General features: G+C 66.0%; 26 protein-coding genes and 1 tRNA gene. 11 read left to right on the plus strand and 16 right to left on the minus strand.

Translation table 11 applies throughout. The features are described from left to right. Positions 1 to 37: 37 nt before the first annotated feature. The 4 genes from E1H18_RS26775 to E1H18_RS14295 all read right to left on the minus strand — a co-directional run bounded on the left by E1H18_RS26775 (position 38) and on the right by E1H18_RS14295 (position 6,419). The gene (locus E1H18_RS26775; RefSeq protein ID WP_172269493.1) at positions 38 to 1,888 is read right to left on the minus strand and encodes a hypothetical protein; all 1,851 of its coding nucleotides are present in this window, start codon (positions 1,886 to 1,888) and stop codon (positions 38 to 40) included. Positions 1,889 to 2,299: 411 nt separating this feature from the next. After that, positions 2,300 to 2,373, minus strand: a tRNA-Cys gene (locus E1H18_RS14285). Positions 2,374 to 2,530: 157 nt separating this feature from the next. After that, on the minus strand, positions 2,531 to 3,865 hold the full coding sequence (locus tag E1H18_RS14290; RefSeq protein ID WP_172269495.1) for a mannose-1-phosphate guanylyltransferase/mannose-6-phosphate isomerase: 1,335 nt from the start codon (positions 3,863 to 3,865) through the stop codon (positions 2,531 to 2,533). A gap of 367 nt (positions 3,866 to 4,232) precedes the next feature. Then, positions 4,233 to 6,419: a flagellin gene (locus E1H18_RS14295; RefSeq protein ID WP_172269497.1), complete on the minus strand. Its 2,187-nt coding sequence runs from the start codon at positions 6,417 to 6,419 to the stop codon at positions 4,233 to 4,235. 165 nt (positions 6,420 to 6,584) lie between these two features. Between E1H18_RS14295 and E1H18_RS14300 the strand changes: the two genes are divergently transcribed. The 3 genes from E1H18_RS14300 (at position 6,585) to E1H18_RS14310 (ending at position 9,313) form a co-directional block, all read left to right on the plus strand. Beyond that, on the plus strand, positions 6,585 to 8,186 hold the full coding sequence (locus E1H18_RS14300; RefSeq protein WP_172269499.1) for an ATP-binding protein: 1,602 nt from the start codon (positions 6,585 to 6,587) through the stop codon (positions 8,184 to 8,186). Then, positions 8,176 to 8,769 carry a response regulator transcription factor gene (locus tag E1H18_RS14305; RefSeq protein ID WP_172269501.1) on the plus strand — a complete coding sequence of 198 codons (594 nt, stop codon included), beginning with the start codon at positions 8,176 to 8,178 and terminating at the stop codon, positions 8,767 to 8,769. The genes E1H18_RS14300 and E1H18_RS14305 overlap by 11 nt, the downstream gene beginning before the upstream one ends. A gap of 304 nt (positions 8,770 to 9,073) precedes the next feature. After that, a complete protein-coding gene (locus E1H18_RS14310) occupies positions 9,074 to 9,313 on the plus strand; it encodes a helix-turn-helix domain-containing protein (RefSeq protein ID WP_172269503.1) in 240 nt (79 codons plus the stop codon). A 14-nt stretch (positions 9,314 to 9,327) separates the two neighbouring features. Here E1H18_RS14310 and E1H18_RS14315 read toward each other — a convergent pair whose 3' ends face one another. Beyond that, positions 9,328 to 9,990 carry a DUF6118 family protein gene (locus E1H18_RS14315; protein ID WP_194248000.1) on the minus strand — a complete coding sequence of 221 codons (663 nt, stop codon included), beginning with the start codon at positions 9,988 to 9,990 and terminating at the stop codon, positions 9,328 to 9,330. A 9-nt stretch (positions 9,991 to 9,999) separates the two neighbouring features. Further along, entirely contained in the window at positions 10,000 to 12,873 is a 2,874-nt protein-coding gene (gene traA / locus E1H18_RS14320; protein WP_172269505.1) for a Ti-type conjugative transfer relaxase TraA, read from the minus strand. Between the two features lie 172 nt (positions 12,874 to 13,045). Here traA and E1H18_RS14325 point away from each other — a divergent pair, with 172 nt between their 5' ends. From E1H18_RS14325 to E1H18_RS14335, 3 genes are all read left to right on the plus strand, one after another. After that, complete coding sequence (locus tag E1H18_RS14325) at positions 13,046 to 13,312, plus strand: conjugal transfer protein TraD (protein ID WP_172269507.1); 267 nt, start codon at positions 13,046 to 13,048, stop codon at positions 13,310 to 13,312. Positions 13,313 to 13,385: 73 nt separating this feature from the next. Further along, entirely contained in the window at positions 13,386 to 13,634 is a 249-nt protein-coding gene (locus tag E1H18_RS26780) for a conjugal transfer protein TraD (protein WP_370526507.1), read from the plus strand. Positions 13,635 to 13,723: 89 nt separating this feature from the next. After that, positions 13,724 to 14,158 (plus strand): MucR family transcriptional regulator, encoded by a 435-nt coding sequence (locus tag E1H18_RS14335; protein WP_172269509.1) that lies wholly within the window; start codon positions 13,724 to 13,726, stop codon positions 14,156 to 14,158. Between the two features lie 301 nt (positions 14,159 to 14,459). Here E1H18_RS14335 and E1H18_RS14340 read toward each other — a convergent pair whose 3' ends face one another. From E1H18_RS14340 to E1H18_RS14355, 4 genes are read right to left on the minus strand one after another with little or no spacing between them, the layout of a single operon-like run. Next, positions 14,460 to 14,957: a hypothetical protein gene (locus tag E1H18_RS14340; RefSeq protein ID WP_172269511.1), complete on the minus strand. Its 498-nt coding sequence runs from the start codon at positions 14,955 to 14,957 to the stop codon at positions 14,460 to 14,462. Continuing rightward, the gene (locus tag E1H18_RS14345; RefSeq protein WP_172269595.1) at positions 14,950 to 15,288 is read right to left on the minus strand and encodes a sigma factor-like helix-turn-helix DNA-binding protein; all 339 of its coding nucleotides are present in this window, start codon (positions 15,286 to 15,288) and stop codon (positions 14,950 to 14,952) included. The genes E1H18_RS14340 and E1H18_RS14345 overlap by 8 nt, the downstream gene beginning before the upstream one ends. A gap of 2 nt (positions 15,289 to 15,290) precedes the next feature. Then, positions 15,291 to 15,752 carry a hypothetical protein gene (locus tag E1H18_RS14350; RefSeq protein ID WP_172269513.1) on the minus strand — a complete coding sequence of 154 codons (462 nt, stop codon included), beginning with the start codon at positions 15,750 to 15,752 and terminating at the stop codon, positions 15,291 to 15,293. Continuing rightward, on the minus strand, positions 15,749 to 16,144 hold the full coding sequence (locus E1H18_RS14355) for a hypothetical protein (protein ID WP_241736006.1): 396 nt from the start codon (positions 16,142 to 16,144) through the stop codon (positions 15,749 to 15,751). The genes E1H18_RS14350 and E1H18_RS14355 overlap by 4 nt, the downstream gene beginning before the upstream one ends. 648 nt (positions 16,145 to 16,792) lie before the next feature. Between E1H18_RS14355 and E1H18_RS14360 the strand changes: the two genes are divergently transcribed. Next, positions 16,793 to 16,993, plus strand: a complete 201-nt coding sequence (locus E1H18_RS14360) for an AlpA family transcriptional regulator (RefSeq protein ID WP_172269517.1) — start codon at positions 16,793 to 16,795, stop codon at positions 16,991 to 16,993. Then, positions 16,993 to 17,196 carry a helix-turn-helix domain-containing protein gene (locus tag E1H18_RS14365; RefSeq protein ID WP_172269519.1) on the plus strand — a complete coding sequence of 68 codons (204 nt, stop codon included), beginning with the start codon at positions 16,993 to 16,995 and terminating at the stop codon, positions 17,194 to 17,196. Before E1H18_RS14360 ends, E1H18_RS14365 begins: the two co-directional genes overlap by 1 nt. A 10-nt stretch (positions 17,197 to 17,206) precedes the next feature. Here the strand turns inward: E1H18_RS14365 and E1H18_RS14370 are convergent, their stop codons facing one another. The 6 genes from E1H18_RS14370 to E1H18_RS14395 form a co-directional block, all read right to left on the minus strand. Next, on the minus strand, positions 17,207 to 18,229 hold the full coding sequence (locus E1H18_RS14370; protein WP_172269521.1) for a DUF2726 domain-containing protein: 1,023 nt from the start codon (positions 18,227 to 18,229) through the stop codon (positions 17,207 to 17,209). A 134-nt stretch (positions 18,230 to 18,363) separates the two neighbouring features. Continuing rightward, a complete protein-coding gene (gene vapC / locus E1H18_RS14375; protein ID WP_172269523.1) occupies positions 18,364 to 18,777 on the minus strand; it encodes a tRNA(fMet)-specific endonuclease VapC in 414 nt (137 codons plus the stop codon). Next, a complete protein-coding gene (gene vapB, locus E1H18_RS14380; RefSeq protein WP_172269525.1) occupies positions 18,777 to 18,998 on the minus strand; it encodes a type II toxin-antitoxin system VapB family antitoxin in 222 nt (73 codons plus the stop codon). Before vapB ends, vapC begins: the two co-directional genes overlap by 1 nt. A gap of 215 nt (positions 18,999 to 19,213) precedes the next feature. Further along, a complete protein-coding gene (locus tag E1H18_RS14385) occupies positions 19,214 to 19,504 on the minus strand; it encodes a type II toxin-antitoxin system RelE/ParE family toxin (protein WP_172269527.1) in 291 nt (96 codons plus the stop codon). Then, complete coding sequence (locus tag E1H18_RS14390; protein ID WP_370526509.1) at positions 19,494 to 19,760, minus strand: type II toxin-antitoxin system ParD family antitoxin; 267 nt, start codon at positions 19,758 to 19,760, stop codon at positions 19,494 to 19,496. Before E1H18_RS14390 ends, E1H18_RS14385 begins: the two co-directional genes overlap by 11 nt. Before the next feature lie 48 nt (positions 19,761 to 19,808). Next, complete coding sequence (locus E1H18_RS14395) at positions 19,809 to 20,870, minus strand: tyrosine-type recombinase/integrase (protein ID WP_172269531.1); 1,062 nt, start codon at positions 20,868 to 20,870, stop codon at positions 19,809 to 19,811. A 126-nt stretch (positions 20,871 to 20,996) separates the two neighbouring features. On the opposite strand from E1H18_RS14395, the gene E1H18_RS14400 reads away from it, so the two are divergent. The 3 genes from E1H18_RS14400 to E1H18_RS14410 form a co-directional block, all read left to right on the plus strand. Then, positions 20,997 to 21,227: a helix-turn-helix domain-containing protein gene (locus E1H18_RS14400; RefSeq protein ID WP_172269533.1), complete on the plus strand. Its 231-nt coding sequence runs from the start codon at positions 20,997 to 20,999 to the stop codon at positions 21,225 to 21,227. Between the two features lie 828 nt (positions 21,228 to 22,055). After that, the gene (locus E1H18_RS14405; RefSeq protein WP_172269535.1) at positions 22,056 to 22,886 is read left to right on the plus strand and encodes a sulfotransferase; all 831 of its coding nucleotides are present in this window, start codon (positions 22,056 to 22,058) and stop codon (positions 22,884 to 22,886) included. 54 nt (positions 22,887 to 22,940) lie between these two features. Then, positions 22,941 to 23,939, plus strand: a 999-nt coding sequence (locus E1H18_RS14410) for a DUF4347 domain-containing protein (RefSeq protein ID WP_172269537.1), incomplete at its 3' end; no start/stop codon positions are given.

The raw sequence follows: 23,939 nt of genomic DNA on the forward strand, positions 1-23,939 counted from the left end.
CAATCCTGGCGATCGCCTAGCTAAGCCTAGAACGACGTCAATCGCTCCCCTCCCATACCTCGTCGAGGATGCGGGCAGCGATCTCCGCCTTGTCGTGCGGCAGAAAGCGCGCGTAGTGGCGGGCGAGGGTCTCGGGCTTGTCCTGGATGGCGAAGCCGGCCTGCTCGTAGGATCCCGTGCGCTTGATGATGTGAGTGGCCAGGACATCGCGGACGTTGTGAGGGCCATGAGGCAGGAGGCCCTCGATCGCTCCGCGGCCGGTGAACGGATTATAAATCCCGTAGCGCTCGATTATCTGGCGCCAAGCGACATAGAAATCCGATGAACGGTAGCGAGCGGATCCAGTCTCCGCCGAGCGGGCGAATTTCACAAAGAAGGTTTTCGGGTCCTCAAGGTCGCCCAACAGGACCGGGCGATGTATGGCGAGATAGGCAGTGATTTGCCGGTAAAGGTCGCCGTGATCGGGGAGCCGCAAGCGATAGGGGCTGTTCGCGAAATAGGATGAGGTCGCGTTCTTGAACGCCGCGGCGGGGAGGGCGACGATCCAGCCCGCGTCAAGCGGGTCGAAGAAAAGTTCGCCGCATTGAAGCGCCTCCAGCGTCGCCATCGGAGTCGGCGGCGCGCCGATCGGGCCAACCCTCAGTTGCCGCAGGTTCTTTTGGCGAAGACCTGTGTGCAGGGCGATCCTAAGCATCAGAAAGGCCCTGGACGCCTCGGCGGCGGCTACCGGATCGACCACCGGATCGGGCATGCGCTTGAGGATTTCGTCGCCGATGCGGCTGTAGACGGCGACGGGGCGCGGCGCCTCCAGGACCGGAAGAATGGCGAGGAAGGGATCGCGATGCACGCGCGCGACCCGGACGACATCCTTGCTCCAGGTGCGGACCTGCTGAAAGGTCTCTTGGCAGGCACCTGTCCAATCGCGCTGAGCGCGCGCGACTTCCTCCATCGACACCACGCCCGCGATCGGTCTTAAGCGGTTGGCCAAGGCCGGCGACTGTGAGAGCCAGCCCGTTCCCGGTTTGAGCAGGGAGGCGGCGAACTCCAGCATGTGCATTTCCCACCGCGTGTAGAAGCCGCGTCGGCGGTGGCGCCATTCGATGTACCAGCGCCACACCCCAGGAATGGCCAGAAGCGCGACACTGAGGGTCTCGCGCGGAGCGCCGGCCCCCTTGATCGGGCCCTCGGCCTCGGCGGAGAGGGCGCCGTAGAGGAGGCCGACATAGTTTAGGATCTGATGCGCCGTGGGCGGCTTCCAAAATCCGCGTCGGCAAAATCCCATCGGTGTGATCTTGGCCATCTTGAAGCACACGAGTTCGCGCATCTCGCGATCGAGTTCCAGAGGCGCGGCTTGGCCGATCTGTCGGCGGCGCCGGCCCTTTGTCTCGCTCGGGTCGGGAACGGAGGCGATCTCGGCCGCCGCCTCGGGGAAGATCAACGCGAACCGGTGCTTGCGGGCCTGGCGATGATAGTCTCGAAACGGCGTGGCGCCGGTCATGACGTTCCGCCGAAGCCAAGCGATGATCTCCGCTTGCGCGGCCGGGGAGCGATCATTGAAGTCGTCGGGCAAGTGCCAGGCCACGCAGCGGCGCTCGGCCCGGGTTAGATCGACATGCCGAAAGCCGACGGAAGCCCGGTTGGGGTTTGGTAGTTGGTCCTTGAGCGCGTTCCGGCGAAGGCCATAGCGCTTTTCGATGAAGGCCAGAGCTCGAAGACTCTCCACGTCGCGTGGGTACTGATCTCCTCGTCGCCAGCCATAGAGGCTAGTGCAGGGCACCTGGTAACCCGCCGCCCTCAACGCCCTGTGCAAGCGATAGGCTGTCTCGCCGTGGGCTAGTATCGATCGTCGAAAAAGTTCCGAAAACGCCGAAAGGGCGGGCTTGGCCAAGCGCCTATCCCGGTGCGCCGGGCCGCCACGACATCGATCGCCAGTCTCGCGGTCGCCCGTTTGTCCGGCGTCATCCGGTCCGGCGCTTGCTGGTGAATTGTTATCGAACATCAGACTTTGGTCTCGTGGCGCTACCTATCGTCATCAGTGTAGATTACTACTTATAAGCTGTCTACTCATTGTCATCATTGCCGCGCGAGTTGGCTAACGCGGGCGGTCGATGCCGCGGCTGGGGCGTTAGTCCCACAGGATAAAAGGCCGGCCCGAAAGCGGCTTTGAAGCTAGCTAAGGGGGCGCGCGAACCGTTCTTGTTCGTCGGCGCACGAATGCGCTGATCGCGCGCTAGGGCGCCGGCGACCGAGGAGGGAGCCTTCGGAACCGTGATTTTGGCTAGCTATCGCGTAATGGCGGTGGAGGCCCGGGCCGGAATCGAACCGGCGTGCACGGATTTGCAGTCCGCTGCGTCACCACTCCGCCACCGGGCCATCCGGGTGTCGACGCAATACGTCGGCGGGGGAGGGCGTTCGATACAGGAGCGGTCGCGAAGCCGCAACTTCGAAATCGCCTCTAATGTGGCGCGCGCGTGTCTTGGCTAGTGTCCTTGGACTGACCGTTTGGCGGAGGCTTGCCTCGCCGACAGCATCAAGACGCGCAGATTGTGACGCGCGTGCGGAGTTTTGTGAGTAAGATCGTCGCCGCCCCGATGGCGCGGGCGCGAACCTGGTCCTCCAGAGGAATGACGGCGCCGGCGGCGTAGACGTCGCCGTCCATCTCGAGAACGCCTTCGAGCAACTGCACCGTCGAGATTGGCAGAGCAAAGGTCTCGCCGGCCGAGGCGCGGCGCAGCTCGACGTCGAAGCCGTCGGTGGAGACCAGGGTCTCGGTTCCGTTGGGCGAGGCGCTACGGCGCGAGGCGATCGAGCGCCCCTTAGCCTTCAGGCCGTCGACCAGCGTCTTGACGGCCTGGCTGTCCTTGCGATGGCAGACCAGCACCGCGTCCGGCTCGGCCACGACGACAATGTCGCTGACCCCGATGACGCCGACATAGGGCCCCGTCGAGCGGACCAGCACGCCCGTCGCCCCGTGCAGATCGACGTCGCCGGCGCGCGCATTGCCCTCGCCATCGCGGGGCGAGGCTTCCCAGATCGCGTCCCAGGCACCGAGATCCGACCAGGCGAAGGCGGCGGGCACGACGGCGGCCTTCTGGGTGCGCTCCATGACCGCGTAATCCAGCGAGATCTTCTTGGCCTGGGCGAAGGCTTCACGATCGAGCCGGCCGAGGCCCGCCTCGAGATTCAGGGTTTCGGCGCAAGCCTTGGCCGCGGCCGCGACGGTCGGTTCGAACGCCTCGAACTCGCCCATCAGGGTCGCCGCCTTGAAGGCGAAGTTGCCGCTGTTCCAAAGGTAGCCCTCGAGCAGATAACGCTCGGCGGTCGCCTGGTCCGGCTTCTCGACGAACGCGGCGACCTCTCGGACCGAGCCGTCCAACAGGGCCGCGCCCGGGCGGATGTAGCCGAAGCCGGTGGCCGGAACCGTCGGCTGCACGCCGAACGTGACGATCAGGCCTTCCTCGGCCGCGCGCGCGGCGGCGAGCGCCGCCCGTTGAAAGATCTCCGGCTCGGAAATGTGGTGATCGGCCGCCAGCATCAGCACGACGCCATCCGGGTCTTGGCGCTCGACGTAGGCGGCGGCGGCCGCGACGGCCGGCGCGGAGTCGCGCGCCTCGGGCTCGACGAGGATCGTCGTCCAGGCGCCGATCTCGGCGGTCTGTTCGGCGACGAAGCCGACCATGGCCTCGCCCGTGACGACCACCACCTCGGCGACGCCGGGGATGTCCCTCACCCGCAACACCGTCTCCTGGAACGAGGAGCGGTCGCCGACCAGCTTCAGGAACTGTTTGGGTTGGTCGCTTCGAGAGGCGGGCCACAGACGCGTGCCCGAACCGCCACATAGGATTACAGGATAGATCGCAGCCAAGACTTAAATCCCCACACCTTAGTCTTTTCGCCTCTGATAGGGCGTTGTTGCGATGGGGGCTTAAAGGGAAAACCGCCAGTAACGAAGAGTTTTCGTCAATCTGGAACGCCAGCGCGCAGTTTGCCCCATGAGAATGGCTGCGAATAATGTCCCGCGCCAGGAGAGGCGCGGGCGCTGAGCGCAACTCAGCGTGCGAGGCTCGGACCGGCCTCCTCTCGGCGTGCGTAACCCCGCCCAGCTTTTTAGACTGGATATGTGGCTTCCTTACCGAGACGGGGGGCGACGCGCGCGTTTAGCAGTCTCGATCCGTAGCGAAGTCTTCCGCAATCTAATCGCGTGCACAGATTTGCGGTCCGCTGCGTCAACGCTATCGAAACAGGCTCAAGATCATCGAGGGAAAGCGGTTGGCGATCGAAAGCGCCTGGGTGATCAGGGTCTGTTTGATCTTGGCGGCCTCAAGGCGAGCGGCCTCCTTGGCCATGTCGGCGTCGACCAGTTGGCCGCGTCCGATCCGCACCTGATCGGCGACCTTGTTCTCGATCCCCTTCAAAGAAGCAAAGGCGTTGGAGCGTTCGGCGTAGTAGCGCGCCTGGGCGTCGACACGCGTCTGAGCGAACCTCACATAGCGCAGGGCGTCGGTGGCAGCCTCCACGGTGTCGATGGCGGTGTCTTCCAGCACCAGGCCGCGCAGGCCCACGGTGCGGGTATCCTTTTCGCGGATTGGCGTGCTCTGGCCGCTGATGCCGTCCAGCGTTTCGATCTTGCTGACGACTTCGAGTCGACGCGGATCCTTGGCGGCCGCTGGAACGAGGTTGTCGAAGCTTCCCAGCACGATGCTCTGGGTAAAGGTCTTGGCGGTCGCGCTATCCCAATCGACAAGCTTGACCTCGTGGGTCTCGGTGGTGGCCGCTCCATTGGGATCATGAGTGAGAGCGGTTCGCGCGACGATCTGGGCCTGTGTGACCGGGTCCGGGATGTTGGGGAGGCCCAGATTGAACGACTCCCACTGCGTCTTGCCGGCTTCCGCGTTTCGGAGGCTTCGCTGGCCCAGGGAGAGCTCTTGCCAGGAGGCGCCATCGCTCCAGCGCAGCACGAACTGCGTATCGGCGTCGAAGGTTTCGCCCGGCACCGAACTGTTCACGAGGTGGTAGCCTGTGACGTCCCCGCCCGCTGAGACCGCCTCCATGAAGCTGTAGTTTCTTGGCCAAACGTAAACCCATGACGCGCTGGCGTAGGAATTGGGCGCGTTCGATGTCGTGTTGGCGGTCGTCGCCTGGCCCTCGTGTCGCGTTTCCACATGGGCGATCACCCGAGCCTGCGAGAAGTCGACGTTCGGCGCCGGGTTGGGGATGGTCAGGCTGTAGCTCAAGTCGAGCGGCGAGGTCGCGGGACCGAAGGGCTTTGGCGTGGCCGCAGCGGTCGCCTTCGTCACCCACTGTTGCTGCGAGAGGTCGAACACCTGATATTCGACCGTCGCGCTCGCCCCGAGGTCGTCGATGCCGCGATCAAGGTCGTCCAACCGCAGCGTGCCCGACACCACCGAACCGGGCTCGGTGCCGCCGCTAATCGCCACGGCGGGGTTGTTCGCGTCGATCGCCTTCAGGGATCCGTAGCCCAGGGCGTGGGCGCTGGCGGTCGCGGGCGCGGCTCGCCAATCGCGCTCGTTCCACTTGGCCAACAGATGCGGTACGCCGCTCGCGCCCAGGGCGCCGGAGGGCGGGCCGTTGTCGGAGATATCGAGGACGGGATCCCCGTCGGGCCAGGGATAGGTTGCTCTATATTCGGCGTAGATCTCGACATTGGTCGCCGTCGCGGGGATCGCTGGCATGGTCGCGGTTTCAGCGGCGTCGTACATCGGCCGCCCGGGGCCGACGAAGACCTCCGGCGAGGTCGGGATCACGTGGGCGGCAAGGTCCACGTCGATAGTTGAACCACCGTCGACGTAGCGAAGCTTGTAGCTGACCGTCCCTTCGATCCGCTCTGGCTGGCCCAGGCCGGTGAAGCCGAAATGAAGGTTCAGCGGTTCGCCCGCGAGCGGCTCTGGGCCGGTGCGCGCGGGCGAGCCCCAGGAAACGGCGGGGGCGTTGACGTTCTTCTCGAAGACGCCCGGCCCATAGTCGAGAAAGTTGGAGCCGTTGCTGTCGAGCAGATTGGTTCCGTCGAAACTCGCCGACCCGACAACCCGGTCGATCTGGCGCTTGAGCGCCTGATAGTCGTTGTTCAGGGACGCGCGGGCCGTGTCTGGCAGCGAGCTGTCCATGGCCGCCAGGGCCAAGGCGTTCATCCTGTCCACGAGATCGGAGACGGCGTCGGTCGCCGACAGGGTGACATCGACCAGGCTGATGGCGTGGTCGCGCGCGTCGTCGAGCACCTCGTAGGCGCCCTCGGTCGACTTGGCCTGGACGGCCATGCCCCATGTCGCGCCGTTGTCCTTGGCCGAAGCGATCTTCAGGCCCGTCGCCAAGCGGGTTTCGATCTCCCGCGACTGCTCGCCATTGGCGCGGAGCAGTTGGAGAGCACTCAACTGATTGACGTTGGTGTTGATCGAAACCATCAGAGTCCGGACCCGGCGATGCGGACTTGATAGGTCCCGCGATACGCGACGGCGGGGCGTCCGAGCGCAGCCATCGCTGTAGTGGACCACCCGAGATCAACCTTAGCTATCCGGGAGAAATCCGGATTGTGTCGGGATTCGAACACGGGCATCGCGATGGCCGCCATGTCTTCCGCTGACTCGTCACTCATGCCGCTGGGGCGTCGCTGGTCGGCCGTTGGAGCGATTTGCATAGGCTATGGCGTCGCCTATTTCGCCCTGCACGCCTTGGCGGGGTTTTGGGGAGAGGGGGCGGTCTACAGCCTTTGGTTCCCGATCGCCGGGGTCCGCTTCGCCCTGCTCTGGCGCCTGGGGGCGCGAATGGCCCCGGGCTTGGCGCTTTCCGAGCTGGGTGTTCAGGGGCTGATGGGCGCGTTCGCGCTCGCGCCGCTGCCGGCGTTGAACGCGGCGGCGGGGGTCGCGCTGCCGGTTCTGGCCTATGGGGTCGGCGTTCATATCTCCCAGCGTATCGCCCATCGCGTGACGAGCCTGAACGTGGCGCCCTTGCCTCTGGGCCTGGCGCTGGTGATCACCCCGATCTTCGCGGCGACGGCGAGCCTGCCGTGGGCGCTGCTGGATCAGCGCTCGGCCCAGCTGGCTTCGATCGTGGCCGCCTTGGCCCAGGTCGTGGTGTTTTGCGTGGGCGATCTGCTGGGCGTGCTGATGCTGGCGCCGCCGGTGCTATGGGCGATCGCGCTCGCTAGCGGTGAGAAGCCGCGCCGCCCTGAACGCCTGACGGTCGCGCGCCTGATCGAGGCCGGAGGCCTGTTGATATTCGCCGCGCTTGTCGCCTGGGTGGTCTGGCGGGCAGGCCTTGGCGTACGCCTCGAGCCCGTTCTGCTGGCGACCATCTGGATCGGGCTGAGACTCGGCTGCTTCGCCGCTTGGCTGTCCAGCTTCATGGTCTGCTGCGCGATCCTGGTCTTCACCCGGGGCGGGCTTGGTCTCGATGCGCGGCTGGAGCTGCACATGCTCGCCACGGCCATTGCGGTATGCGGCTTCCTGGCCGGAAGCTATTCGGACGCCGAGCGCGCGCTGTTGGCCGACATCGCTCGCCGCGATCGGCTGCTCTATCAAGCCGATCGCCTGAAGACGTTGCGGGCCATGTCGCTGGCGGTGATCCACGAGGTCAGTCAGCCTCTGTCGCTGCTGGCGATCGAGGCGCGGCACATGAGAGCGCTGACCCAGGCGCCGCGTATCGACCCCGAGGAATTGCGAGAGACCGCTTCGCTGATCGAGCGCAAGCTGGAGTCGGTCACCGACCTCGTCCGGCGACTGCGGGGCTTCGGGGGACGAACGCAGGGCGGTCATGAGCGCCTCGACAGCGGCATCCTCGTCAAGGACGCCCTCGAGATCGTCGCCGCCGAGGCCAAGGCGCGACGGGTCGAAATACGCCAAGCCGCCGATGAGCGCGTCACTATCGACGGAAACGGCGTCGAACTTCGCCAAGCCCTGGTGAACCTGTTGCTCAACGCCATCGCCGCCGCGCCAGCCGGGCTTGTGGTGGTCGCCGCGCGATCAACGCGCGATGGCCTGCGGATCGAGGTCGAAACCCATGCAGCGGGTCCGAGCGCCCCGAGCGGAGGCATGGGGATCGGCCTCATCGTCGCGCGCGCCATCGTCGAGGCCCATGGCGGGCGGATCGATGAGGATTCGAGCGATAGGCGCGGAGGGATACACACGATCATCTTGCCACGATCGGTGCGGGCGGACGTCGATGCCGCCTGAGCAAGACGTCGTGTTTGTCGTCGACGACGACGCGGACCTGGCCGAGAGCCTGGCGCGCCTGTTGCGGCGGCAAGGCCTACGCACTCATTCCTTTGTGACCGTGGATGCGTTCTTCGCCCATCCGGCGCGCCCGCGGGGCGGAGCCTGCTTGTTGAGCGATGTGATGCTGGGCGAGGTCGATGGCTTCCAGGTCGCTCGGCGGGCGCGCCAGGCCGATCCCGCCTTGAGCGTCGTGTTCATCACGGCCTGGCCTAAGACGACCGACGCGGTGGACGCCATCCGACGGTTTGGCGGTATCGACTACCTGGAGAAACCCCTGGACGAGGCCCGGTTGCTGGCCGCCGTGACCGAGGGGCTCGCCTGGAGCCGGGCGCGCAGACAGGCGAGCGACCGGGTCGCGACGCTCAGCGGGCGCGAGCGACAGGTGCTCCAGATGATCGCCAGGGGCTTGAGCAGCAAGATGGTCGCGCTCGAGTTGGACTTGTCCGCCAAGACCGTGGAGGACCACAGGACCGCCATTCGCGCCAAGACGGGCGCCGTGAGCTTGCCGGACTTGATCGTGTTGGCCGACGCCTTGCCGTGAGGCGCCAAGGCGCCGACGAAAATCGTCTTACAGATTGATTGGGTCTCCGCTCCAAGCGGGCTGGGCGCTGAATTCGCGGGCTGGCGCGGCGCTACTGAAGCTTCCCAATCGCCCAACGGAGTTCGCCGTAGGGCGAGGCGGGTCGGTTCCGATACGCGATAGAATTCCGGGGCGCGCGTGTCGCTTCGGGCCGCATGGCGTCGGAGGCTTGATCGCCGGCGCTAAGCGCGGCCGCGATCCGCGCGGGCAGTGATGCTACTTATCGTCTGTCGATCTATAAACATCATTTTTCAATGGTGGCGCCATGAAAGCCGCGCCATCCACGCTCCGTCGCACCGTTGCCGACAATGTCCGGCGCCTTAGGCGCGGCCTTGAAATGAGTCAGGAAGACCTGGCCGCCGAAGCGCGACTGCACCGGACCTATGTCGGCGCGATTGAGCGGGCCGAACGCAACCTGTCGCTCGACAATATCGAGCGGTTGGCTTTGGCGCTGAGGGTGAAGCCAGCCGACTTGCTGACCGCGCCTTTGGAGGCGGGCGGCTAGGGCGCGCGGCGGCCCTAGCGCTCTGGCGACCCTCGCGAGCGTATCGATTTCCGAGGGGATCGATCCGGCTGGGTTGGCCCAACCGGGGTTATGCACCGCTGAAGCGCTTGCCAACCTTCGCCGTCGGCGACGGCCAGGAGGCGCTCGCCAGCCGACCACATGTCGCGGCGAAGCACGTGCGCGGCCCTCTTCTCGGGCCACGCCCAATCGGGCGGCGCGGCATTGACGATCACGGTCGGCAGGCTCGCCCATAGGATCGCGCCCGCGAGGACGCCGACCGCTGTCGCCTGAACCAACCGCCAATTCTGCAAGCTAGCGAGCCGCGCCCGATCAATCCATCCATCAAGATCGCGGGCGGAGCGTTGCAGCGCCTCCTGCGCCTGATGAACCGCCGCTCGGTCCTGCCGCCTAGCCTCGTCGCCCGACGCCGCGATCTGCCGCGCCAGGTCTGCCGGGCTCAGGGCAATGGTGGGACTGGTCATCACCTTGCCGAGCCGCCCTACCGCCACCGACACGCCCTTGGCGATCTCGCCCAGTGTCTCGCTGTAGTCCGGCGCCGGCGCCCGCTCGGCCGCGAGGCCCGCCACGGCGACATTCAGCAGCGCCACCTCCCGCCGCAGCGCATCGAACGCCACGGCCGCATCGGCCGGCTCTGCCGGCGCAACATCCTGCTTCATCGTCATCTCCTAGATGCCAAGCCCGCGTCCACGGCCGATGCCGAGGTATTCCGAAAGTCCCTGCCCGACGCTGCGCCCCATCTCGGCGGAGAGACCGAGCTCTGGTCTGCGGGCGCGCAGCAACGACTCCACCTGCGGGTCACGCTCCAGGCTCTTGGCCATGGCGCCCATGCGTTCCTTGACCTGCCGGGCGCCGGTCATGTCGCCCTCGCGGTGCAAAGCGGCGCGCCGCCGGTCCAAGCCCTGCCAGCGCTCAACGAACCGATCGGCGCGAAGGCGCGGATCGGCTCGGACCTCCGCCTCAAGCTTTAGGACCCTGATCGCCCGCTGCGTCCGCCCGGAAGCCGTTTCGCTGACGAGGCCAGGATCACGGACATAGGACCGCTCCAGATCCTTGGCCGTGTGCGGACCGACCTCAGCCATCGCCTCGCGCGCTTCCACCAGCGCCCGCCGCTGATGGGCCAGCACCGGCAAGCCGCGGTCGTTCATCCGCATGACGTCGGCCGCGGCGCGAGCGTGGCGCTCGATCGCGCGGTGCTGGTCGAACTGGCCGACCTCCCGCACCGGCGCCGCCGGCTGACGTGTCGGACTGGTCGGCTTGAACCCGTCGAACATTCCACGCTCGCGCCGCGGCGGCTCCTTCGCCCGCATCGCCGCTGGCACATGGATGTCGCGCCGCTGCGCGAAGTCGCTGGCCATGTCCTTGGCCCGCTCGCGCGACAGGACGCGCGTCAGCTTGCCCAGATCCTCGAACTCGTCGCGGCCGTAGTGGATCCGCACGCTGTCGCGGTGACGCGAGAGGGCGACATAGGCGCCATGGCGATCCATCTCCGGCGTCGCCAGCACATGGGTCCGATCGACCGTGACGCCCTGACTCTTGTGGATTGTGGCCGCATAGCCGTGATCGACCTGGGCGTAGTCCTTCAGGTCGAAAACGACGGAACGGCCGACATCGAGACGCACCGTCATTCGCGTCGGCGAAACCTGCTCGATCTCGCCCAGCATGCCGTTCTTCACCCTAAGACCACGATCGTTCTTCAGGAACATCAGCCGATCGCCGGTCGCGAACGCCCGTTCGCCGCGCTCGGCCTTCACCGTCACGTCCTCGCCCAAGGCGCCGGCTTGGCGCAGACGATCGCGGGCGGTCAAATTCAGTTCGCGCACCTCATCATTGGTGTGGGTCAGGATGATGCGGCTCTTACCCGGCTCGGCCACGCGCTCGCGGTCCCAGCGCTCGACCAGATCCTCGCGCGCCTGGTCGCGGGTCTCGGCGGCATGGACCATGCCGTGTGCATCGTAGGCGGCCAGCGCTTCGCCCGTCCGACCGGTCGCCAGATGCCGGGTGGCGTCGCGCTGCCATTCTTCGTGCTGTCGGCGAACCTCCCTGATCTCGACATGCGAATGACGCTCGGCGATCGACCGAAACGCCGCGCCAGCCTCGATGGCCTGGAGCTGCTCGGGATCACCGACCAGCACCACCTTGGCCCCAGCCTTCTCGGCGGCCGACAACAGGCGCTCCATCTGCCGCGAGCCGATCATGCCGGCCTCGTCGATAACCAGCACATCGCGGGCGCCGAGCAGCTCGCGGTCCTTCGCCCACTGATGCTCAAGACTGGCGATGGTGCGCGAGGCGATGCCTGATCCGCCCTCCAGGTTCTCGGCGGCGATGCCCGACAGCGCCAAGCCCTGGACGCGATAGCCGGCGTCCTCCCAGGCCTCGCGGGCGACGCCCAAGAGCGCCGACTTGCCCGTACCGGCATAGCCGACGATGACGCCAAGATCCCGGCCCTGGGTGACGTGCTCGAACGCAGCCTTCTGCTCTCCGGAAAGGACGAGGCCACGCTGCTCGGCGCGCGCCAGGGCGCGCCGCTGCTCCAGTCCACTGACGCCGTGCGCCTGGCGCTCCGCCATGACCTCGCTGGCGCGATGCAGTCGGTCCTCAACGGCGATCATCTCGCGGCTGGTGAAGCGGTCCTGGCCTCGCCCGTCCTGGCCCAACGCCACCATCTCGGGGGAGGTTTGCACCGCGCTCATGGCGCGGTCGAACTGGTCCTTGCCGTCCGAATGGCGGTGGATGAACTTCGCCAGGTCGTAACGGGTGAAGGTCGCTTGGCCGTGGGTGATGGCGTCCAAGGCGATGCGCGGATCGGCGATGATCTTGTCGCCGTTCTCCCGGGCGATGCGGTGATGATCTTCCAGCCGCTCGGTCTCGACGCCTTCGCCGGCCATGCGTCCGGCCGCTGGGCCGATCTTGTGCTGCGGCTCCAGGTCGATGCCCTGGTCTGCGAGGCTGCGGTGATCGATCCGCGCGTCGATATCGAGCCGCGCCAGCCGCTCATTAACGTGGTCGGCCCAGGCCTCGCGCCAGTGCTCGACCAGCTCGGTGCTGTTCCAATCGCGGATCTTGGCGCCGAAGACGTCTTCGCCGACTTCGCGCCCAACCACTTTACGCATAGTCAGCATGACGTGGGCGTGGGGCTTGGCGAGGCCGTCCGAGCCAATGTCCCAATGCACATTGAGGTCGGCGACCATGCCGCGATCGACCATCTCGCGCTGGACGAAGTCGCGGGCCAACGCGACACCCTGCACCTGGTCCATCTCGCGGGGGATGGCGAACTCGACTTCGCGTGAGAGCTGGGCGTCCTTGCGCTTTTCGCCGGACTCGACGGTGTTCCAAAGGGTGGCCCGGTCGGAGAGCTGCTCGGGCGCGCCGTCCGGCAGCATGACCTCCGAGTGGACGACACCGCTCTTGTTGGTGAAGTCGTGGTCGCGATCCAGCCGCTCATCGTGCAGCCGGCTGGCGGAGCGATAGGCGGCCGAGGCCACGGCGCTGGCCCCGGTGGCGCGGCTGATGACTTTGACGCTGAAGTGGTAGATCGCCATGGCGACAGACCGCCTACTACTCTGAGCGCACGTCGGCACGACGTATAAGCGCGCCCTCCCAAGAAAGATTCTCGGGAGGGACCGGCCCGTCCCAGTGTGTTCCGGCGACCTTACAGCATTCCCGGAGGCTCTGTTTTACGATGAGCGCATCATCCAAACCCGGAGACTTGCGATGCGCAAACCACGAGACTTCGACGCCGAGCTGAAGAGCCTCGAAGACAAGGCCAAGACCCTGAAGGACCGCAAGGTCAGACAGCTTGGCGAGCTGGTGATCGCCACCGGCGCCGACGCGCTCGACATCGACACCCTGGCCGGCGGGCTTCTGGATCTGGCCGACGCCGGAAACGCCGCTCGCAAGGAAGGCTGGAGAAAGCGCGGCACGGGGTTCTTTCGCGGCGGGAAGGACGGCGTTCCGCCAAGCGCTGGCGGCGAGCAATGACGCCGAGCGCCGGGCCAAGGCGGCGCGCCACCGCCTGGAGGCGCAGCGGGCCAGGACCGACTCGCGAGCGTGGGTGGTGAAGCGGCGCGAACGCACCCGCCACCTGATCGAGCTGGGCGGCTTGGTGCAAAAGGCTGGCCTCGTCGAGCTGACCAGCGATGACCGAGCCGCGCTCTACGGCGCCTTCACGTTCCTGGCGACCATGCTCAAAGCCGACGATGCCGAGCACACCCTGGCGCTTTGGCGGCGCGGCGGAAAGCGGGCGTTTGAAAGCGAGGATCACGGCGTACATGGGCCGCCGCTTGGAGACACAACCTTCTGACCCTTTTTTCGGTGCTGGGCCCCGCCACGGGTTGCGATCACCGACGGAACGATGCGACTTTTCTCTCGTAGCGTTCATGCGAGGCCTTGATGGCGGACAAACTAGACGAGCTGGCCAAGCTCACGGCGGGTGTCGTGGCGGCCTATGTGAGCGCCAATGATGTCGCCGTCGATGAACTTCCTGGCTTGATCGCCAGCGTTTATGGCGCCTTGAGCGTCGCCGGCTCGTCTGATGCGGCGCCAGACGCCGCGCTGGCGCTCGAGCGACCCACGGCGGCGCAAATCCGCAAGAGCATCACGCCCGAGGCGCTCATCAGTTTCATTGATGGACGTCCTTATAGGACTTTAAAGCGTCACATCGGCACGCACGGACTGAGCGTCGAGGAGTATCGGACGCGTTACGGCCTGCCGGCCGACTATCCCATGTCCGCGCCAGCATACAGCGCAGCGCGCAGCGCGATGGCAAAGGCCAGTGGCCTGGGGCGGGGCGGCCGCAAGGCCAAGAGCAGCATGAAGAAGCGCTAGAGTTGGCGGAATTCTGAGTCTGTTCTGTGGAACTTGCGATGGCCGGCTAGACCCAAGCTGGAGCTGCCGTATCTCTCGGAGACAAGACGCCCTGGATCGCTTGGTGGAACAAGGGCCGGACGGGCTGGCGCGCGTCAAGGGGACGCCCTGCGGGCGTCTCGCGGAGCGACGGCGAAGCCGCCCTTGACCCGCACCATCCCGCCCGGCAGAGGCTCTCCAAGCGCTCCAGGGCGAGCACCGACCGTTCCGGTCCTGGCTCCCGCGGGATGGGGTGGCGAGGCTGCTGCCGGGAGGGGCGCGGCTAGCGCTTGCACACGGGCGCCCCGCAGTTCGGACAGCGCGCGGTGCGCAGCTCGTCCATCGTCGCCTTGAAGAGGTCGTAGCCGTCACCCTGCTGATGGACCATGACCCGCAACGCCACCTCCAGCTTGGCGACGACGCCGTGTATGTCGCTGGCGCGTACAGTGGGAAGGGTCTCCAACCAAGCCTCCCGCTGCTCGAACAGCGGCTCCATCTGCTTGTCGATGGCGTCCATCTCCTCGGAGGGCAAAAGCTCTCCGCGCTCCTCGGGCGTCATGCGCTCCCACTGCTTTTGCCGGACGAGAATGGTCTCCAGATCCGCCCAGCGATTACCCAGGCGGTCGATCTCGGCGTCGAGCGCCAGCCATTCATCGCAACGGGCGATGGCTTGGTCCTGTATCGCCGCTCCGGCTCCGCTATTGGCAACGGTGGGCGCGGCGCCCGCGGCGCCGATCACGACGCGGCGGGAGACGGCGAATGGCCCCTTGTCGTCAGACATCGGGATACTCCGCATTGGCTGGATTGTTGGGGTGAGGGCGAGTGCGCTCGATCAAATCAATCGTCCGGGAAATCTCGCAGAGCGCATCAGCTAGGTGCGCCTGGACTTCATCGGCGGAGATGCCCAGGTGGCGAGCGATCCGTGCGTAGTCGAGCGCCTGAATGTGATTGAGCAGGAAGACATCCCGCTTCTCCTGGCGCAGACGCAGCACCGCGTAGGACATGACCTGTTGGGTGTTGTGAGGGTCGAAGATCCGGCCGCGCCATAGGTAGGGGTGTCCCCAGCGCCACCACTGACTCGTGACGAGTGGCCAAGGTATGCGGAGCCGCATCGTCACGTGACGTTCTCCTGACCCGAAGGGGCGAGCCCTACGGTCTCAGCGACGGCGGCGATTAACTGGCGAACGGTCGTGCAGGCCTGATGCCAGGAAACGGATGCAATCTCGTCAGGCGTCATCCGCGAGATGCCATGGACTTGGTAATAGGGACCAACCAGAGCGGCCAGCTCGGCGACCCCGGCAGAGGCGCCGTCAAAACCGGCGCGTCGCGCGAACCTCAGCGCCTTGACGAGATCGTGCCGGAGATAGACGCGGTTCCAGTCGTCGCTGATCCCTCGGTCGAGCAGGTAAGCCTTCAGCGCCAGTTCGATGGCGATGGCCAGGAAGTAGCGCGTCATCTCCGGGTGTCGCGGCAGCGCCGCCTCGGCGCCCTGGAGGAAGCCAGCGGCGTTACGGCGGAACGTCGCCGCCAGCCGGCGGTCGGCGCCAGCGCGTCGCCGGGCGACGCGGCGGGTCACTTTCCACCCGAAAGTGCGGCAAGGTCGCGGACCGCGCGGGTGACGAGGCCATGAGCCTCGGGATGGTCTTCAACAAAGATCAGTCGCGCCGCCACCGAGAGGTTGGCGATAACGGCCTCGACGCTCTTGGCCGGCGTCGGCCGCATGGCCTTCAGGAGGGCGTGCCCCTCGGCCTCCAGCACACTGAGCCGTGCATCGATCTCGGCGAGCTTGGCGCCCTCGGGGATTTCGGCCTGTTGTTGCGGGGTGAGCTTGTACCAATCGTGCTTGGTCATCAACCGGCCTTCGAGCCTGCCCCATTCGAGTTGGAGGCGGCGCTGTTCGGCATCGACGGCGAGCCAGCGATGGCAGATGGCGACGGATGGGGCCGCGTGGACTTGGAGCAGAGGCATGCCCGAAACCCCACAGGCGGTGCCGCCGACCATCATTGCTCGCCTGGACGGCTCATCCACACGCGCAGGCGCGCGCCCCGCCTTTCGACGTGACTCCATGGCCTCTGCTCTCTAGTCATAGGTGACGATTTTATTATCACCCATCGAGAGCGCGAGGTCAATTATAAAATGATCATATACGATAATAAAATTATCGCCCAATGATTACGGCGGAGCAGATCAAGGCCGCTCGCGCTCTCTTGGGCTGGAGCCAACCACAACTGGTGGCGGCGTCAGGCGTCTCCTTGCCGACCATTGTGCGCATGGAGGGTTCTGCCGGTCCTGGCCGGAGTTCCGCCGCGAATGTCGATGCAGTACGACAGTCGCTGGAGAGAGCCGGGGTGACGTTCTTGTCGGCCGACGAGGCTGGCGGTCCGGGTGTTCGCCTGAAAAAACAGCCTAGCTAGTCCCGGGTTCAGGATAAAATTGGCGGCGTCAGGGCGCAGCCAGCGTCATGAAGGTACGTTCTCACCTTCGCTAGAGGCGCCTAGAGCCTGTCTTTGTTTCCCAGAGTACGACTTGGCCCCGCCAGGCCTTGCCGCCAGCGGCGAGCAATCCAATTCTGGCCCATCGAATGCCTCCGGATCCCAGTCTGTGGAGCTTGAAACGATGGCCGATCTCGACCGCATTGTTCGCCTCAAGACCGTGCTGGCGCGCACGGGCCTTAGCCGATCGACCCTCTACCGGAAGATCCGCGAAGGCTCCTTTCCCCGGCAGGTCCGTATCAGCATCCATGGCGCCGGCTGGCGCGAGTCGGCGATCAACCGCTGGATCGCCGATCCCGTGGGCTTCCGCCCGGAGGCGCTGTGATGACGACCGCCGACCGTCCCCATCCAGAGCGGATGGCCTATCGCGTGCGTGAAGCGGCTGAGGTGCTCGCCATCAGCCGGAGCCGTTTTTACGAGCTGGTCGCGCAAGGGCGCATCCGGGTTCTTAAAGAAGGGGCTCGCACCTTGGTTCGGCGCGTTGAACTGGAGCGTTATCTCGACACCCTGGAGGGCCAGGGTGGCTGAAGGCGGAGCGTCACCGCGCTTGTCGAACCCACTTTTGATAGACGGGCGCGACATGACGAACCGCGTCGATGCTGGCGAGAGCGGCGTCGAGCGCGTCCCGCGTCTTGGACGTGGAGTCCCCTTTTTCGACGATGACGAGGCCAACACCGGCGCTGGCGAGGGCCTCCGCCTTGATCGTGTCGCGGATTTGCCAATCCAGATCGAGATCGTGGCCGCCGCCAAAATATTCGACGGCGAACACCGGCTGCCAGGCCCAGTCGCAGACGAGGAAGTCAACGCGCTTGCCATTGAAGGTTCGGCGGATTTCCGAGGCGTCGGCCTTGGGAAGATCCGGATGCGTCTCCAGGCACTCGCCAAGGCTGACCTGGGCCAGGAGGCGTAAACGGCGTTCATAGGTCCAGGCTTCCAGCACGGTCTCGAACAATCGCTTTTCCGACCAGTTCAGCAGAGGTTTTGGACGGATCATCTCCGGATCGTAGTCGAGCGCCTCCCGGAGGACCTCGAGCATCAGCGCCTGGTGGCTGAGGGGTGCGGCTTCAGGCGGGGCGAGATAGGGGGCTCGCGGCGCCATGTGCGGCAGAGCCTCGACCTCGGCGCGGATCTGGGCGGGGAGGGGACTGACCGGCGCGATGATCGGCGCGACGTTCCGGGGCGCTTGGCGCTTGCGACGGAATAGGGCCAGGCGGCGCGTGAACCAAGCCAAGATCAAGCCGGCAAGAAGACCCAGGCCAAGCGCGCGACCGGAAATCACGGGCGCGCGCACGGCCGGCTTCGGAGGCGACGGGTGGACGGCCGCCTTGGTCTTGGCGTGGCGTTTGGCTTTGGCGCGCCGGGCATGTTTAGACTTGGTGCGTTTGGTCTTGCGCGACGCCTCGGCCGACGTCTCGGCCTTCGCCGGCTTGGGCTCTTGCGACTGGGACAACGCGCCCGATTGAGCATGGCCATCGAGCAAAGCGTCCGCCGCGCGCGCGGGCGGCGGCGCGGTGAGAATGGCCAGAGAGGTCAGACAGACGGCGAGAGGCAAGCGGCGCATGAGTAGGTGCTATCCTCTCAACCGTTGGTCGATCCTCAACAGTCATGGAAAAGCGCCGCTAACCGCGATGGGTCCATGCACTCTCGCGCCGGCCAGTTGGACCGCGGATTTTGGCGCGACACGGGCGGCCGGCGTCAGTGCGCGTCGGCCGAGAGCCAGTCTTCGCAGCGCAGGCCCTCCACCCGCCGAAATTCCGAAAGGTTGCCGGTGACGACGATCAATCCCCGAGATCGCGCTTGGCCGGCGATCAAGATGTCGTAGCCGCCGATGGGCTGACCCGAGCGTTCGAGCGCGGCGCGTATGTCGGCGGCGTGGTCCGCGGCGGCGGCGTCAAACGACAAGGTCTCAAGCTTGGCGGCGAAGCGCTCGACCTCTTGTCGATTGTGTTCCGGCCGCGCCGACTTGGCCGCGCCGTGGAGAAGCTCGGTGAGCACCACGGTCGAGAGGCACAGCGCGTCCGCGTTCAGATTGAAGCGCTCACGCAGACCCGCTGGGCGATCCCGTAGCACGCGGATGCAAAGATTGGTGTCCAGCAGGTAGCGAAGCATCAGAAGGATTCGCGCGTCTGCGCCGTGGGCTGGTCACGCTCGCCAAGATCAACGCCTGGGGCGGCGAAGAAGTCGTCCCACACCGCGTCCGATGGAACGATGACGCGGCGATTGCCTTCGCGCAGCACCGTCACCGAGCGCACGCTTTCCGGAAACGCCACATCCTTGGGAAGGCGCACGGCCTGGGTCCGATTGGATTGGAAGAGCGTGGTTTTGGTCATGAACTCTCCTGGGATATACAGTGTGTATATCCTCTTTGACGCAGATCCGCCACCTCTGGGTCAGCTTGGCCGGGCTGTCGGTTCGAAAAGCTCAGGGCCCTTCTGGCAAGGCCGCGAGGGACCGTTGTCGCGGAATGGAGATCTCGACGCCCGCGAGGCGTCGCTTGGCCAGCGCTCGCGCGATCGCGCCGCGATCGGCGTAGCGCTCCACCAGCCTAGTCGGGATGGCGGACCCAATCCTCTAGGGCGTGGCGCACGCGCAGCACGAAGATGCCCGCGCCATCGAGACGATAGATAATGATGTGGCTCTTATAGGGATGGATGCGGGGCGCGCCCCGGAGTTCCGTGCGTTGAGGGGCGGCGAGGGGAAACGCCGACAACAGATCGAGGGCCCGCGCCAGCCCGTCATGGTAGCGCTCGGCTTGATCGACGCCAAACCGCGCCACGCCATCGACGTAGATCTGGATGACGTCGTCCTCGGCCTTGCGGCTGAGCCTATAGGTCATGCCCCACGCCGGCTTTGCGCCGCGCCAGGGTGAGCACATCGCTCATGCTGTTGGCGCTGCCGCCGCTCTCCTCGGCTTCGTCGATCAGGCGCTGAAGCGCCGCGATCTTGTCGGCGCGCTCCTGGTCGCGTCGGATCAGGTCGCGCACGTAATCGCTCGCATTGCTGTAGCGTCCTGTCGCGGCTTGTCCCTCGACCCATTCCTTCATGGCGTCGGGCAAGGAAACGTTCATCGTGGCCATGGCGCACCTCCGCATGAAGGATGACGCACTTTGGCAAAGATTGCCATATCCAATAGGGATGCCTCATGGGCTGTCCGACAAGGCAGGGTAGGCTCGTGCGGGGAGGGCGGTGTCGGCGTGCGCGCGCGCCAGCGCCCGCGCGATCGCGCCGCGATCGGCGTAGCGCTCCAGACAACCGAGATTGCGAAAACTGTGCCCGGTGCGGAAGGCCACCTCCTGCAGCGTCCAGCCCTCGGCCAACCGCTGGGTCACGAACGTGCCGCGCAGGTCGTGGAAGGTAAGATCGGTGATCCCGGCCTTACGGCAGTAGAAGCGCCAGGCGTCGCGAAAGCCGCCGTCGGACGCCCAGGGCTGGCCGTCCTGGCGGGCCAGGACGAAGGGACTACATCGCGGCGCGACGTTTAGCGCTCGCGCCAGCCGCGGTGAGATGGGCACGGCGACGTCCTGACGTGTCTTGGCCTGGCGCAGACCGATCACGTCGTTGTCGATGTCGCTCCAGCGCAAGGCCAGAAGATCGCTCTGCCGTTGGCCGGTCTCCAAGGCCAGGACCATCGCCAGGCCAAGGCCCGGCGGCGCCGCGGCGATGAAGCGATCGACGTCGTCCGGCTTCCAGACCTTGTAGCGCTGGTCGCTCCGATAGAGCGGTGGGATGCCCGCGGCCCGGTTGCGCTCGACGAGCCTGCGGCTGGCCGCCCAGCCGAGCAACGCCTTGAGCACCTGGACGCCATAGTCGGCGCGACGCGGACTATCGGCGCGTCGGTCGCGCCAGGCGAAGATCCGCCGCGCGGCGGTCTTGTCATCGAAGGTCGCGAGCGGCTCGCGCCCGAACGCCCGACCAATCCGCGCCAACTGCTCGCGATAGTCGTCCTGGGTTCGCCCCGCCAGGCGCTTGAATTCCGGAGACTGCTGATAGCGCCAGATCAGATGGCCAAGGCTGCCAGCCTTGGGTTCAGGGCCCAGAAGGGCCGCGTCGAGGCGCGCGGCGAAGGTCTGGGCGTCTGGCGCGCCGAGCGCGATGTGGCGGCGACCCCGGCGCAGATAGGCCTGGGTGGGCGCGCCGGGTTGGCGGGTCGGCGCCACGACGACACCCTTGGGCATGCCGGTCATGCGCGAGATGGCGTTCATGGAGGATCTCCGGGTCCGAGGATCGAGCCTTGGCGCGGGGTGGCCAACACATGCTACGTATCGTCATCATCGTCAATGCTACTCATCGTCTGTCGATCCAAAGTCGTCATTTTCCAATATGGGGCGATGAAAGCCGCCCCATCCGCCCTTCGTCGCACGGTCGCCGACAACGTTCGGCGGCTGCGGCGCGCCCTTGCCATGAGTCAGGAGGAACTGGCGGCGGAGGCGCAACTTCACCGCACCTATGTCGGGGCGATCGAGCGGGCCGAGCGCAACCTCTCGCTCGACAATATCGAGCGCCTGGCGCTGGCCCTGAAGGTGACGCCGGCGGCGCTTTTGACGACGGAGAAGGCCTAGCCGGCGCGGGGCGCGGGCGGCGAATTTTTTCGCAAATCGTCCAGGTCGATGCGGGCGCGTCCGCCAAGATCCAGCGACCAAGCGGAGGTCAAAGCGGGGGTTGGGCGCGCCGGAAAAAGTGTAACCATTTGAAAGTCTTATGGCCTGTCCGGCTAATGCTCGGACTCCGTCTCCGCCATCCCCCCTTCCATGGCTGTCCAGCGGCGTCCCAGCGGGGCCCGCAAACCCTTTCCCTGTAAGGGGCGGTCGTGGGTCGTTTATGGACGGGTCCGTCACGATCCGGCGCAGTCGACACTCAAGCCGTGGGCAGGGGCTGGGGTAGAGTCGTCCGGCTTCTAGAGCGATCGAGCTCGCTTCAGGTCCGTCGACTCGGCGAGGCGCTGCATCCCCGTTGGTGACGGTCTTTATCTACAGGTCACGGGCAGGCGGGCCGATCTCGGACTTTTCGCTACTGGGTGGGCGAGTTCGGGCAAAAAATCCCTCCTAGGCGGAATAGGCGGCAACTAGCCGCAAGGCTTAGCTGAAGGAAATTTCGTGTTGTCCTTCCGTGGCGAAGCTTTCCTTTGAAGGGGGGCCATTACAATGCGGAATCGCGGAATAGTTTTTGTTTATTCGTTCGGTCAGGTGGCGGAAACTGAGCGTAGTTTCTGAATTGCTGCGGGTGCGACAAATTATCCGGAGCCTTGAAGTCCCATGCGAAACGTCCATGATCGATGAAGACGTAATATCGATTGTTATCGGTTCGCCGAGGCGGACTGTTAACGAGAGCTAAATCTCGGAAACGCTTGCGCGCATTGCGTGGTGGGAACTTTAGCCAACGGCGGACCTGTGTCGCGACACCATTTCATTTCCGGTCTGCCGCGTGCCGGCTCGACATTGCTCGCCGCGCTGTTGAGCCAGAACCCGAAGGTCTCGGCGGGGATTTCCAGTCCTCTCGGGTCGCTGTTTCACGCGACCCGAAGCGCCATGGGCGCCTGGGCTGAAGCTTCGGTTCTGATGACCGACGAGCAGCGAGAGCGGATCCTGCGGGGGCTGTTCGACTCGTACTATGCCGATCGCCAGGACAAGGACGTGATCGTCGACACCAACCGCGCCTGGTGCGGACGGATGCCGGCGCTGAAGCGGCTGTTCCCCGAGGCCAAGGTGATCTGCTGCGTGCGTAGCGTGGCCTGGGTCATGGACAGCATCGAGCGTCTGACCCGCGAACATCCGTTCACCGAGAGCAAGCTCTTCAACACCGACTCCGAACGCTCGACCGTATTCACGCGCGTCGACGCGCTGGCTCAGAACGATCGCTTCGTCGGCTTTGCCTGGTCCGCCCTGAAGGAGGCCGTGTACGGCGAACACGCCGACAGTCTCCTGCTGGTCGATTTCGAACTGCTGACCAGCTCGCCTGAGCGAGTGATGGACCTGATCTACGACTTCCTAGGCGAGCCTCGCTTTCAGCACGACTTCGACAACATCGTCTTCGACGAGCCTGCCTTCGACCAGCAGCTGGGTCTGCCGGGCTTGCACAAGGTTCACGCCAAGGTCGCGCCGATCCGTCGCCAGACCGTGCTGCCGCCGGACGTCTTCGAGCGGCTCGACGCCCTGTCCTTCTGGCGTGACCTCAAAGGCAGCAAGGCCCGCCTGATCGCGGCCGTGCCGCCGGCCGCCTAGGTCCGCACCAAACCCATCCTTTCCCAATTCGCCTTGTTTCGAGAGCGCTCATCCATGGCCGCCACCCTGCAAACCTCGTTCACTGACGCTTCCGCAAGCTCCGCTTCGGCGGCGTCCGGCGGCGTTGAGATCGTCTTCGTCGACATGCGGATCACCAACTATCAGGCGGTGGTCGATGCGGTCGGTCCGGGCGTTCAGGTGGTGCTGATCGACCCGGCGCAGGACGGCGTCCGTCAGATGGCGCAGGCGCTCGAGGGGCGTAGCGACATCGCCGCGATCCACGTGGTCAGCCACGGCGCCGACGGCGTGCTGCTGCTGGGCTCCGAAGCGCTGCACGCGGGCAATCTGGCCGAGCACGCTCAGGACCTCGCGATCATTGGACAGGCCCTGTCGGCCAACGGCGACGTCCAGCTTTGGGGCTGCGACATCGCCGCCACCCCGCAAGGTCAGGCCTTCATCCAGGCCTTGGCCCAGGCCACGGGGGCGGACATCGCCGCGTCGTCCAACGACACCGGCGGCGGCGGTGACTGGACGCTGGAAATCACCACGGGTGAAGTCGCCGCCTCCCAGGCGATCGACACGGCCGCTCTGGCCGCGTTCGAGGGCAGCCTGGCGACCCTGACCGCTTCGACCCTGGCCGGACTGAAGGCGGCGCTGGCCGCGGCCGCCGGCAACGGCTCGGCCGACACCATCACGCTGCTGGGCAACATCTCGGCCACCGGAAGCTCGGACATCACCGGCGGCACGATGGTCAACATCAACATCACCGATGGCCAGGCGCTGCAGATCGTCGGCGGCGGCTACACCCTCGACGCCAACTACTTTGGCCGCGTCCTGCAGGTGCAGGCCGGTACGGTCTCGATCGAGAACCTGACGCTGCGCGAGGGCCTGGTGTCGGCCAATGGCGGCGACGCGGGGAGCAGCGGCGGACAAGCCGGCAATAACGCTTTCGGCGGCGCCATTTTTAACGCCGGCGCCCTGACCTTGTCTGGCGTGACGGTCACGGCCAGCGGGGCCTCGGCCGGCGGCGGCGGCGGCGGGAGCGGCGAGTTC

Origin of the sequence: Caulobacter sp. RHG1 (assembly GCF_013181195.1) — a bacterium.
GTDB lineage: Bacteria > Pseudomonadota > Alphaproteobacteria > Caulobacterales > Caulobacteraceae > Caulobacter.

Bases quoted from the DNA above. Each gene is read 5' to 3' on its own strand.
- traA (WP_172269505.1), bottom strand. From the start codon at position 12,873: ATGGCGATCTACCACTTCAGCGTCAAAGTCATCAGCCGCGCCACCGGG.
- E1H18_RS14360 (WP_172269517.1), top strand. From the start codon at position 16,793: ATGGCCGATCTCGACCGCATTGTTCGCCTCAAGACCGTGCTGGCGCGC.
- E1H18_RS14305 (WP_172269501.1), top strand. From the start codon at position 8,176: ATGCCGCCTGAGCAAGACGTCGTGTTTGTCGTCGACGACGACGCGGAC.
- E1H18_RS14395 (WP_172269531.1), bottom strand. From the start codon at position 20,870: ATGAACGCCATCTCGCGCATGACCGGCATGCCCAAGGGTGTCGTCGTG.
- E1H18_RS14310 (WP_172269503.1), top strand. From the start codon at position 9,074: ATGAAAGCCGCGCCATCCACGCTCCGTCGCACCGTTGCCGACAATGTC.
- E1H18_RS14335 (WP_172269509.1), top strand. From the start codon at position 13,724: ATGGCGGACAAACTAGACGAGCTGGCCAAGCTCACGGCGGGTGTCGTG.
- E1H18_RS14390 (WP_370526509.1), bottom strand. From the start codon at position 19,760: ATGCGGAGGTGCGCCATGGCCACGATGAACGTTTCCTTGCCCGACGCC.
- E1H18_RS14325 (WP_172269507.1), top strand. From the start codon at position 13,046: ATGCGCAAACCACGAGACTTCGACGCCGAGCTGAAGAGCCTCGAAGAC.
- E1H18_RS14365 (WP_172269519.1), top strand. From the start codon at position 16,993: ATGACGACCGCCGACCGTCCCCATCCAGAGCGGATGGCCTATCGCGTG.
- E1H18_RS14300 (WP_172269499.1), top strand. From the start codon at position 6,585: ATGTCTTCCGCTGACTCGTCACTCATGCCGCTGGGGCGTCGCTGGTCG.
- E1H18_RS14385 (WP_172269527.1), bottom strand. From the start codon at position 19,504: ATGACCTATAGGCTCAGCCGCAAGGCCGAGGACGACGTCATCCAGATC.
- E1H18_RS14400 (WP_172269533.1), top strand. From the start codon at position 20,997: ATGAAAGCCGCCCCATCCGCCCTTCGTCGCACGGTCGCCGACAACGTT.
- E1H18_RS14315 (WP_194248000.1), bottom strand. From the start codon at position 9,990: ATGAAGCAGGATGTTGCGCCGGCAGAGCCGGCCGATGCGGCCGTGGCG.
- vapC (WP_172269523.1), bottom strand. From the start codon at position 18,777: ATGCTTCGCTACCTGCTGGACACCAATCTTTGCATCCGCGTGCTACGG.
- E1H18_RS14345 (WP_172269595.1), bottom strand. From the start codon at position 15,288: ATGCGGCTCCGCATACCTTGGCCACTCGTCACGAGTCAGTGGTGGCGC.
- vapB (WP_172269525.1), bottom strand. From the start codon at position 18,998: ATGACCAAAACCACGCTCTTCCAATCCAATCGGACCCAGGCCGTGCGC.
- E1H18_RS14370 (WP_172269521.1), bottom strand. From the start codon at position 18,229: ATGCGCCGCTTGCCTCTCGCCGTCTGTCTGACCTCTCTGGCCATTCTC.
- E1H18_RS14295 (WP_172269497.1), bottom strand. From the start codon at position 6,419: ATGGTTTCGATCAACACCAACGTCAATCAGTTGAGTGCTCTCCAACTG.
- E1H18_RS14340 (WP_172269511.1), bottom strand. From the start codon at position 14,957: ATGTCTGACGACAAGGGGCCATTCGCCGTCTCCCGCCGCGTCGTGATC.
- E1H18_RS14355 (WP_241736006.1), bottom strand. From the start codon at position 16,144: ATGCCTCTGCTCCAAGTCCACGCGGCCCCATCCGTCGCCATCTGCCAT.